Annotated in this window: 16 protein-coding genes; 12 read left to right on the top strand and 4 right to left on the bottom strand. The window is 53.9% G+C overall.

The window, feature by feature from the left end; all coding sequences use genetic code 11:
- The 10 genes from DESPIG_RS13985 to DESPIG_RS00610 form a co-directional block, all read left to right on the top strand.
- Positions 1-193, top strand: a 193-nt coding sequence (locus DESPIG_RS13985) for a hypothetical protein (RefSeq protein WP_006003749.1), incomplete at its 5' end; no start/stop codon positions are given.
- Positions 193-366: a hypothetical protein gene (locus tag DESPIG_RS13515; RefSeq protein WP_155807041.1), complete on the top strand. Its 174-nt coding sequence runs from the start codon at positions 193-195 to the stop codon at positions 364-366. The genes DESPIG_RS13985 and DESPIG_RS13515, both read left to right, overlap by 1 nt.
- A complete protein-coding gene (locus tag DESPIG_RS13510) occupies positions 353-529 on the top strand; it encodes a hypothetical protein (RefSeq protein WP_155807039.1) in 177 nt (58 codons plus the stop codon). Before DESPIG_RS13515 ends, DESPIG_RS13510 begins: the two co-directional genes overlap by 14 nt.
- A gap of 56 nt (positions 530-585) precedes the next feature.
- The gene (locus DESPIG_RS00640; RefSeq protein WP_006003745.1) at positions 586-780 is read left to right on the top strand and encodes a hypothetical protein; all 195 of its coding nucleotides are present in this window, start codon (positions 586-588) and stop codon (positions 778-780) included.
- A 47-nt stretch (positions 781-827) separates the two neighbouring features.
- Positions 828-1229 (top strand): hypothetical protein, encoded by a 402-nt coding sequence (locus DESPIG_RS00635; protein WP_006003742.1) that lies wholly within the window; start codon positions 828-830, stop codon positions 1227-1229.
- 24 nt (positions 1230-1253) lie between these two features.
- On the top strand, positions 1254-2192 hold the full coding sequence (locus DESPIG_RS00630; RefSeq protein WP_006003740.1) for a hypothetical protein: 939 nt from the start codon (positions 1254-1256) through the stop codon (positions 2190-2192).
- A 72-nt stretch (positions 2193-2264) separates the two neighbouring features.
- Positions 2265-2564, top strand: coding sequence for a hypothetical protein (locus tag DESPIG_RS00625; RefSeq protein WP_006003738.1), 300 nt, complete (start codon positions 2265-2267; stop codon positions 2562-2564).
- A gap of 18 nt (positions 2565-2582) precedes the next feature.
- On the top strand, positions 2583-3026 hold the full coding sequence (locus DESPIG_RS00620; RefSeq protein ID WP_006003736.1) for a hypothetical protein: 444 nt from the start codon (positions 2583-2585) through the stop codon (positions 3024-3026).
- 11 nt (positions 3027-3037) lie between these two features.
- Entirely contained in the window at positions 3038-3745 is a 708-nt protein-coding gene (locus DESPIG_RS00615; protein ID WP_006003735.1) for a hypothetical protein, read from the top strand.
- Between the two features lie 4 nt (positions 3746-3749).
- Positions 3750-4349 carry a hypothetical protein gene (locus DESPIG_RS00610; protein WP_006003733.1) on the top strand — a complete coding sequence of 200 codons (600 nt, stop codon included), beginning with the start codon at positions 3750-3752 and terminating at the stop codon, positions 4347-4349.
- A gap of 236 nt (positions 4350-4585) precedes the next feature.
- Here the strand turns inward: DESPIG_RS00610 and DESPIG_RS00605 are convergent, their stop codons facing one another.
- From DESPIG_RS00605 to DESPIG_RS00595, 3 genes are read right to left on the bottom strand one after another with little or no spacing between them, the layout of a single operon-like run.
- Entirely contained in the window at positions 4586-5137 is a 552-nt protein-coding gene (locus DESPIG_RS00605) for a hypothetical protein (RefSeq protein ID WP_006003729.1), read from the bottom strand.
- Positions 5138-5162: 25 nt separating this feature from the next.
- Positions 5163-5756 carry a hypothetical protein gene (locus tag DESPIG_RS00600; protein WP_040368918.1) on the bottom strand — a complete coding sequence of 198 codons (594 nt, stop codon included), beginning with the start codon at positions 5754-5756 and terminating at the stop codon, positions 5163-5165.
- Positions 5757-5780: 24 nt separating this feature from the next.
- A complete protein-coding gene (locus DESPIG_RS00595) occupies positions 5781-6068 on the bottom strand; it encodes a hypothetical protein (protein ID WP_006003726.1) in 288 nt (95 codons plus the stop codon).
- Positions 6069-6817: 749 nt separating this feature from the next.
- Between DESPIG_RS00595 and DESPIG_RS00590 the strand changes: the two genes are divergently transcribed.
- On the top strand, positions 6818-8086 hold the full coding sequence (locus DESPIG_RS00590; RefSeq protein WP_040368917.1) for a hypothetical protein: 1269 nt from the start codon (positions 6818-6820) through the stop codon (positions 8084-8086).
- An 18-nt stretch (positions 8087-8104) separates the two neighbouring features.
- Positions 8105-8827, top strand: a complete 723-nt coding sequence (locus tag DESPIG_RS00585) for a hypothetical protein (protein ID WP_006003722.1) — start codon at positions 8105-8107, stop codon at positions 8825-8827.
- A gap of 82 nt (positions 8828-8909) precedes the next feature.
- Here DESPIG_RS00585 and DESPIG_RS13980 read toward each other — a convergent pair.
- Positions 8910-10170, bottom strand: a 1261-nt coding sequence (locus DESPIG_RS13980) for an EAL domain-containing protein (RefSeq protein WP_006003720.1), incomplete at its 5' end; no start/stop codon positions are given.

Genomic DNA, 10170 nt, shown 5'->3' with positions numbered 1-10170 from the left:
CGCAGAGGATGCAGCCGAGGATGCAGGGGGCGAAGGCGCTGAAGCAGCTGCCGCTGCTGAGGCTCTCGGACTGCCGACGGAAGCTGCTATCGCCGACAGCTATGTCGACGAGCAAGGGAACGTCGATCTGCCCAAGATCGCCAACCAAGCGTACGATAACGTGATGGCTTACATGGCCAACGGAGTCCGCTAATGTCTCTGTCCCCGGAAAACAGGAAAAAGGTCGCGTCCCTTCTGCGAGAAGCTGCGGCTCCCCTGCGTAAGCTCGCCGGGGATATCAAAGCTGCCTCTCTGACCAGTTGTGCCCCCAAACCGGTCATCAACATCGACAACCTGCGGAGCCTGCTGCGCCATGACGACCGTTGACAGCACACCGGGATCGATATCCGAAGCCCTGCGGAATCTCGCACGGGAGATTCGTTCTGTAGCCGGCACCTTGCCTGACCCTGTGGAAAAGACCGCCGCGACCATCGAACTCGATCCGGAAAAGGTACGAGATTTCCTCATCTTTTTCGGAGACCGCCACTGATTTCCTATATGGTTACGTAATCGGTTCCACAAATGAAAATAGATATGGATATATAGATGGGTACGCAGACGAATAACGAATCTACTACTGAAGCCCTCGTCAACCTTGCGGATGCCTTTGAAAAAGTGGCTGCGGCTATCGAGGAGCAAGAGATCAATGAGAAGACCGCTGGCTACTCAGCTGACTACGGAAGCCTCAGCGGTATGGCGATACCCGAAGGCGATGCGCTGACGAATTTCCTGCTTCGCTGACGCTTTTTTTGAACCACCATAGACAACAACACACAAGGATATCCAGCATGTATAATGTTCGTAAAGGCTGGCCCTCCAATGCTGCCATCGACGAAGTCCTGAAGGCGGATACCGGTGCCACCATCACTGACGGCATGATCGTCACCGTCACCGACGGCAAGATCGCTCCTGCCAACTTCACTGCCGCCGCCGCGGCCACCGACCCCATGTGCGCCTTCGTTATCGGTTACGAAAAGGTGCGAGGTACGTACACTGGCCTGATGCACCAGATCGTCATCGAAGTGGACAAGGACCATTACACCGCAGACACCTATGCCGCCAATGACCAGCTCACAGCCAAGGACGGGAAATTCGCCAAGGCCGCCGCAGGCGAGAAGGTACTGGGCCGCGTTCTGAAATATGATGCCACCTCAGGCCTGATGCGTGTCATGTGGCATGAAGCCCGCTAAGCCTGGCCGGGAAGGAGCAAGACCATGAATATCGAAACCGTCAACGTGAGTACCGAGCTGCTCAACAGCTCATTCTGCGACAAGGTTTTCAATGGCCAGATCAAAGAGGCCATGGAAAACTCCTCACTGTATATCCGGCAGAAGCTGTATGAAGACGGCATCCTGCGCCGCCTGTTCGAATCCCGCACCGTGACCGCTGATGAGCTGGATCCCATTGTGGAACCTGACGGCGTCAGCACGGACGACATGCCCTCCATCATCTGCGAAATCGAACCTGATGCCTCCCAGGCCACCTTCGTGCCGTTCAAGGGTACGGGCGAGCGCCGTTACTTCCACGGCAAGCGCTTTCGCATCCCCTTCGCCAAGATTGAGGCCGAACGCATCACCAAGTCCAAGTTCGAGCTGATGACCATTCGCATGCCCATCACCGACTGGCTGAAGGAAAATCAGGTCAAGATGATCCAGGAGGAAGAGGACAGCAAGTTCATCGACACCCTCAACGAGATCGTCGCCGACAACGCCGCCGAACAGGCCGTCAGCGTCGCCACCTCCACCGCGGCCAACACCTTCAAGGATGCCTTCGCCGAAGGCATGAAGGCCATGATCCGCATGCGCCTGCCTCTGGGCAAAGTGCTGATGCACAAAAACACCTACATCGACAGCTTGAAGCTGAAAACTGAAGATATCGGCTTCGCTCCCCAGGAGGCCCGCTTCAACCGTGGCGTCGAAGGCGAAGAGACCTTCCTGGGTCTGCCCGTGGTCACCACCATCAAGGACAACCTCGTGAAGGAAAACGAAATTTTCTTCTTCACCCAGCCGGAATTCTTCATCAAGTTTTTCTTCCTGCAGGACGCCACTCTGTTCATGAAGACAGAGGCTGACCTGATCCACTTCCACACCTACGAATCGCCCGGTCTCGGTATCGGCAACACCAAGGGTGTGGTCAAGGTCACCCTCGAATAGCCCTCCGTGAAATGCCGGCGGGACTCTTCATCCGCCGGCATTTCTCAATGCAAGAAAGCAAAGGGAATACCGATGATCGTCAATATCTCCAATGCCCCAGTCGTGATTGGTCGCTTCCGCATCCTTCCCGGCAACAAGTTTCCTGACGTGCCGAAGACGTCCGAAGAGACGCTGGCCGTCGCCAAGCTTGTGAAGAAGGGTATCCTCAAGGAAAGTATGCCGAAAGCTGATGTCCCCGCCACTCCTGTAAAGCAGGAACAGCCTGCCGGATCAGAGAAGCAGCAACCAGAGGCCGAGGCTCCGAAGAAGCAGGGCAAGTCTGCCAAGGATGAAACAAGCAAGCCGGAAACAGCCAAGGTCGACGGCAAGTAGCCCGCAAGGGGGATCCTCGTGCTGTCCGTTGAAGACATCCGCACCTACGCCAAGGACACGCCGGAATACAACGTGCTCCTCGAGGGCGAGTACCAGTCCGTCAAAAAGCTTGTCGAACTGGCCATGAAGCTCACCGTAAGCGACTTCAATATCGTAGCGCCTGTGACCAGCTACACGCTTGAGGATTTCCCTTCGGACACCGTCATGCTGTATGGCGTTCTGCACCATCTGGCCAACGGCGAGGCAGAACGCCAACTCCGCAACCAGGTCACGTATAACGCCCAGGGCCTCAACGCGGGCATCGACGACAAATTTCCCCAATACAACCAGCTTGCCCAATACTACAAAGGTCTCTTCGACCAGAAGCTGCGCGAGTTCAAGATGTACATCAACCAGGAAAAAGCCTGGGGTGGCAGCTTCTCCCCCTATATGGCCATCAACGAGTACCGCTTCCGCAACTAGCACGGTGACCTATGGCTGACGACAATCAGAGCGTTGCCGGCAGGCATGAAGCCTCTTCCCCCATCTTCCGTGACGGGGTCCAGGCGAGTATGGACTTCGGAATGGATACCGGATATGACGCATCCGGAAGTGTCAGGTTCGGTCCCGAGCGCGAAGCCGTCCCATTCAACTACGGCCATCACACGAATTACCGCTACCTCAAAGGTTACTCCCAAAAGATCCTCAAAGATCTCATCAAGATAGCTAGAATGTACAATGGGCAGCATGCATCCATCTACAAAATTGCAGGTGGCGAGCGCTGTACGAAATGCACGAATTCCGTGACGGGTGAACGCTTGCTTACGAACTGCCCCGTCTGTCACGGAACAGGTTTTCTGAAAAACTGGGAATATCTTGGAGATTTCTGGACGCTGGTAGACTTCGGCCCAGGGTACCGCATCGCCACCCCGCTGGGGAACACGGAAAACCCCAACGGCACCAAGGAACAGATTGTCATCCTGGGCGCTCCCATCCTGGAAGACCAGGCCCTCATCATCTTCGAAGAGACCCAGGAAGTATTCAAGATATACGATGTGGAACCGCATATCGTGGCCATGCGCGGCGACGTCATAGCTCAGATAGCATCGGCCGTCGCCGTGACCTATGGGAGTGAGGAATACAAGCTCACGAAATGGCGCAAGCCAGATCAAGAGCCTGTCAAACCGGTGGACGGAAGGTAAGCGTATGGCTGTTAGACCCCTCGGCAATCCTATCATTCCGTATGACACACCGCTCCATGTGGTCGAACTCTTTCTCCAACTCCTTAAGATCACCTTTGAGGAACTGCCTGAGGATTACCCATACCGCTACGTCCGAGACGACTTCAACAAATCAGGCGTCGCCTTCGACGTCGCCCTGAACAAAGATTCGGAAGTTTACGGCAAAAAGCCCCTTGTCGTCGTTTCGCGCGGCATGCAGGGGGCCGGGCCCACCGTCGTTGGCGACCTGGCGCATGTGAATTTGCCGACGCATCTCAAAACAGGTTCGAATCTCGTCACGAGTTCCATCAATATCCAGGTGATCAGCAAGACGAAGGCCGAGGTCGAAATCATAGCCCAGCACGTCTTCAGCCTAATGCTCATGTGCCGTACCCATATGCCGAAGCTGCTGGGTATCCACATGGTCAACTCCATCAGTTTATCGGAAGTGACCAAGATGGAAGATGATGACACCATCTTCCACGCTCAGCTGAACTTCGACTACTCCATCCAGTACAAGTGGACACAGGAAACAAGAAGCGAAGTGCTTCGGAGCATCGCAACGAGGATTTCAGAGTTTGCTTGAGGATGCTGCAGAACTTTTTAAGGGCTCTTGACTGGCGAGGTGACCTGCATAAGTCCTCTCAACCAGTCAAGAGCCCAACTTTTTCTTCCGGGCTTGGCCTTGGCAGAACGCATGCTCTTGCCGAACTCTCCGCCGCCGTGAACATGCTCCTGGCCGCAGAGATCATGGTACCGAACGACTGCGCCTCAGCGGACGTGAGCGGGCCACCGCAGTGCTGCCGTCGCTCTGTCTGACGGCTACTGGCCGCGGGCCAGATTGGTGAGGGTCTGGTTGGCGTTGGTGGTCTGGGTGTTGGCGCCCTGCAGGTAAGAGTTGTACTGGCCCATGTAGTCCTGGACGTAGACCATCTCCTGTTGAGTATTGGTGCCCAGCTCTTCCAGGCGTCCCTCTAGAGACGTGATGGCCACGTCCCATTCGTCCTTGCCGAGGATGTAATCCCCATCGCCATTGGGATATGCCAGCTTGTGGGCATCCATGTAATCCACCATTTCCTGGGACATAGGATAGCAATCCTTGCCCGTGACCGTAACGCCATTGATGCTGGTCATCCCCACTCCCGTGCCGCTGTTACCGTCGGCCTGGGCCTGCCGCGCCTCGTTGAGAAGCTGGGAAACGAATTTCTGTTCTTCCTGCGCCTTGGCGATGGCATCCATCTTGTCCGTGGCTTGGGTCTTGGCGGTCTCGGCCAGTTCCAGCTGCAGCTTGGCAAACATCAGCTGCAGGCTCGTGGTGGGGCCCAGCTCACCGAACGAAACAGAAGACGTCGCAGAAAAATCGACCTGACTCATATCACTTCCTTATGTCGGCTGTAGGTTATTGACCGCGGGCCAGACTGGTAAGAGTCTGGTTGGAGTTGGCGATCTGGGTGTTGGCGCCCTGCAAGTAGGAGTTGTACTGGCCCATGTAGTCTTGCACATAGACCATCTCCTGCTGGGTATTGGAGCCCAGCTCTTCCAGACGGCCTTCCAGAGCCGTGATGGCCACGTCCCATTCGTCTGCGGTATGCATGTGATCGTTCCCCGTCTTGTCGTAAGCGAGACCATGTTCATCCATGTACTTCACCATCTCGTTACTCATGGGGTTATAGTCTTTCCCTTTAGGAGCTGTTTCCGTATAAGATCCGGTGACCTTCCCATCCTTGTCATATGTATAATAAGTTGTCGTAATATCTTTGCTGTTTTTATTTTTGGCATCGGCTTTTGACTGCCGAGCTTCATTGAGCAACTGGGAGACTAGCTTCTGTTCTTCCTGCGCCTTGGCGATGGCATCCATCTTGTTCATGGCCTGGGTCTTGGCGGTCTCGGCCAGTTCAAGTTGCAGCTTGGCAAACATCAGCTGCAAACTTGTAGTGGGGCCCAGTTCTCCAAACGAAACAGAAGATGTGGAGGAAAAATTGACTTGGCTCATATTACTTCCTTTGTTGGCCGTAGGTTATTGGCCACGGGCCAGATTGGTAAGGTGGTGATTGGAGTTGGCGATCTGGGTATTGACGCCCGGCAGGGAGGTGCGAGCTTGGGCGGCACGGCGCGCCTCGGCCATAGCTTCTTCGACCATCTCGCGCAACTTGGGAGTCAAGGAAGACGGATCCGTTTTTTCCCGCTCCGGCAGGTCGAGCTGCTTGCGCATGGCTTTTTCCTGGCTTTCCAGGCGGAAAAACTCCTCACGGAGGGCAGTGAAATCTTCTATCTGCTTCTTCATATCCTGTTCCGTAAACGACATAACCAAGCTCCTCTTGTGTTCACTGTGTTGCAAGTGAATAAAGCATAAAACGTACCATGCGTGTATTTGGCTAAAAAAGCATCAAAAATGCTTTCTGAAAAACAAAATCGGCAACTTTTTTGGTAGGTTTTTGTCTAGCTAGACAACTTTTTAGGCCTCTCTGGAGGTATTCCTGTGCATAGCGAAATGTGAAAACGCGTCTTTTCCGAACCGGTTTAACCTCCTCCCCATCCGTCGCCAATATTTCTGCAAAGCGTTCCACGCGCATACAACTTCAGAAATATACAGGTGACTGGCTATGGCTTATACAAGCCCCATGGTGATGGTCTTCCAGGAGTACGCTGATACTTCCACGACGACGCCCTCCGCGTCGCTCCCTCCCTGTATCATCGGCCCCTGCTATCACATCGTCGATGCTGTGGAGGACGAAGGCAATGCCCTCTATGGCCAATACACGGAAGCCGGCATTGAGAGCGGCTTCTTCCCCAACAACGCTCCCGGTGCGCTCATCGACGAGAAGTCAGTCTCTTTTCGTCTGAAAAATGCCCGTGTGCGCCTGTACTCAGACCTCAGTGCCAGTGTTCTCAGCACCGGCAACTGCCTCCTGTTCGATGGTGACAGCTACCCGAAAGGCATCCTTGTCGGCGACGTCGTCAAACTGACTGATAAGACTGACCCTGATGCTCCTGCCGCGATCGAAACGGAGTATCGCGTCACTACATATCGGCTACAAGGCTCTTCGACAGGATTTGTCGGATGTCCTTACACTCTACTCCACCGACGAAATCGAAGGCCAGCTCGGCAAGATCGTTCCCGAGAACCCTCTGGCTTTCGGCGTGAACATTGCCATGGCCAACGCCGCTATCGGCATCAAGTGCATCGGCGTCGACTCTGATGATCTTGCCGGTTACAAGGCCGCCAAGGACCGCCTGGAGACACACGATCCTGTCTACGCGCTGGTTCCCCTGACGTTCGACGCGTCCGTGCTGTCCATGTTCAAACTCCACGCCGAGCAAATGTCGCAACCGGAACGCGGCATGTGGCGTATCGCCCTGGGCTGCACGCATCTGGTGACCGAGAAGGAGGTCGCGACCGGGACCGGCAAGGTCAGCCGTGACGGTGACGGCGACCTGGTTCGCCTGCTGTCGGAGGAAGCCGCGTTCCTCTCCAGTTACGTGGATGCCGGCGACACTCTCGTCATGACCGACCTCGGAGGTACGGAACACGAGTACACAGTGTCGTCCGTCGTGTCCGAGGACCTGCTCACCATCACGCAGTCCGCGCCTTTTGATGAAGAGTTGTTCACAGAGGCCGGGGAGTACCGGTTCCGAGTCATGCACAGCCTCGACAAGCTGGGACAGGCGAACGAGATCGCGGCCACATCCAAGGCCTACGGCTCCAGCCGGTTCGTGAATATCTGGCCTGATGTGTGCATTGTCGGCGAGCGCGAGCTCCCTGGTTACTATCTGGCCTGCGCCGTGGCCGGTGGCATCGGCGGACTGCCGTCCCATTACGGCTTCACGCGCCTGTCCATCGCCGGCATCGACGGTCTGAAGAACAGCAACAGCTACTTCAACAACGACCAGCTCGATGCTATGGCCGATGGCGGCACATTCATCTTCGTGCAGGCTTCGTCCACTGCTCCGCCCCACATCCGCCACCAGCTCACGACAGACCGCTCGACACTCGAGATGCAGGAGCTCTCCTTTGTCAAAAACTTCGACTATGTGTCATACATCTGCCGGGATACGATGAATGCCTTCATCGGGCAGTACAATATCACACAGTCGACTTTGGCAACCCTGCGTACGGCGTTGCGCGGCGTCCTTGAGACGCTGAAGCTGGATACCAGCCCCAAAATCGGCAGCCGCGTCCTTGATTACAATATTACGTCTGTCGCCCAGATGGAGGATGTCCGTGATCGTGTGGAAATGATCGCGGAAGTTTCCTTCCCGTACCCGCTGAACACGATCGGCCTGCACCTTACCGCGGTCCATATGCGTATCACCAGCAACTAGGCGACAAGGTAGGTCAATATGTCATTCTCCCCTATCGACAAAATCGAAGCCACAGCTCCTGTCAGGGACGAGTCTTCCTGGGTCGATCAATACAAAGAGGCATTTGTCGAGCACCAGCACGATATTTCGCAGCTCACGCTCATTCTGCCTGACGACTGTCTGGTCGTTGTCGGTCCACCGCGTCTGTCTCACGCCAGCAGCGACAACTCGTTCTATCCAGTGGGATTTCTGAACAGTATCAACTTTTCTGAAACGCGCAGCGTGCAGCCGGTGAAAGCCATCGGTTCACGCAGGCACATCTTCGCGGCAACAAACGCCCCGGTTCAAGGCTCCATCGGCAGATTGCTCTTCCTGGGGCGCAACCTGCTCAATGCCATCTACGCTAACGCCGAGTTCGGTACCGGCATTACGGACCGCAACAGCAAGTACAACAGCTCAGCCATTTCCGGCGACGGTATCTGGAACGAGAATCTGGAAGAAGACATCTTCCGAGTGCCGTTCGGCATGGGCATCGTGTACAACGCCCCGGCGACGCTTGCCGACGGCTCCGTGGTCGCCGGAGCCCAATACCTGGAAGTCTGCACATTGCTGAATCGCAACACGGCCATCCAGTCAGGCCAAGCCATGATCATGGAACAGGTCAGCTTTATGGCGGACAGGCTTATCCCATGGACATCGTACGATACTATCGACAAAGGCGCCCTCGACTCCGTCATCGGTAGCTACGGCTCCCTGAACTAGAGAACTCTCTCCATACGCTCTACGCAAATGGCCGGCTTTGTGCTGATCACAAAGCCGGCCAAAATTTTGAACGACTCTGGCCCTACCGGGGGGCCTTCCTGTCGACCATATAGATTTCCGTGAATTCTGCCGCACTGATGGGGGCATGATAGAGGTATCCCTGTCCGACATCGCAGCCGATAGAACGCACAAGTTCCTCGTCTTCTACAGTTTCCACACCTTCAGCGACAGTAGAAATGCCAAGTTTATGCGAAAGTTGGATAATCTGTTCCAGGATGAGGCTGTTTCGTTCACGGTCCAAACTGCTGTTACTGAACAGAAAACCCCGGTCGAGCTTGAGCTCGTTGATCTTCAAACGGCTTAGGGTGTTCATGGAAGAATAGCCGCTTCCGAAGTCGTCCAGAGAGATACGGAACCCGGCTTTTTGAAGCGCTCCTATTCTCTCGTTAAGCAAATCCGTACTATCCATGGCCAATCCTTCCAGAATCTCCAGAACGATGAGTTCTGCCGGGATCTGATGTTCATCCAGAATCTGTTGTAAAGTTTCCACATAGTCGCGCTCGAAAAATACAAGCTTTGACTGGTTTACAGAGATAGGAACAGGCTCGATCCCCTGATTGATCCAAGAGTTAATCTGACAACACGCCTGCCTGATCATATAAAAATCAAGCTCAACACAAAATCCATTTTTCTCAAATAGGGGAATAAACTGATTTGGTGAAAGGATACGTCCGTTAGAAGGTTTCCAGCGAACAAGCGCTTCTGCGCCTTCCAACTTGCCGGTATGCAGATTCTTTTTCGGCTGCAAGAAAAGTTTGAATTCCTTATTTTCCAACGCCTGGTGCATATGGCTTTCGATATAATTTTCAAGTTCTTCTGTTATATGAAGCTCTGAATCAAAAAACCATATAAAATTAATGTGCGCACCTTTAGCTTTTTCAAGGGCAAATTGAACATGGGTCATCAAAAGCTCTGCATTCTTTTCTGGGTCGCCTTCGCCATCATAAATTGATACACCACAATAGAAAGCAAGCTGATAATATATATTTCCGATATCGATATTTTCGTTAAGATCATAAAAAAACGAATTCAGCCTATCACATATAATATCTTTATCAATATCATTGAGCAAAAAATAGAAATAGTCATCCGTATCACGACTAAAAAATTCATCTTCCCGCACATGCCGGTCAGCAATTTCCTTGACTTGCTTCAGAAAATAGGTGCTTTTTTCCTGACCGAATATTTCCACAAGAAAAGGATATTGTCTGACACACATCTTTACGACGGCATTGCCGGAATCTTTTAGGGACGCAGGGAGATGCTGTCTGAACCAGACCATA

It is taken from the genome of Desulfovibrio piger ATCC 29098 (assembly GCF_000156375.1).
GTDB lineage: Bacteria > Desulfobacterota > Desulfovibrionia > Desulfovibrionales > Desulfovibrionaceae > Desulfovibrio > Desulfovibrio piger.
The sequence above is the reverse complement of the archived record's forward strand: the minus strand, read 5'-3'. Positions and strand labels throughout refer to the sequence as shown.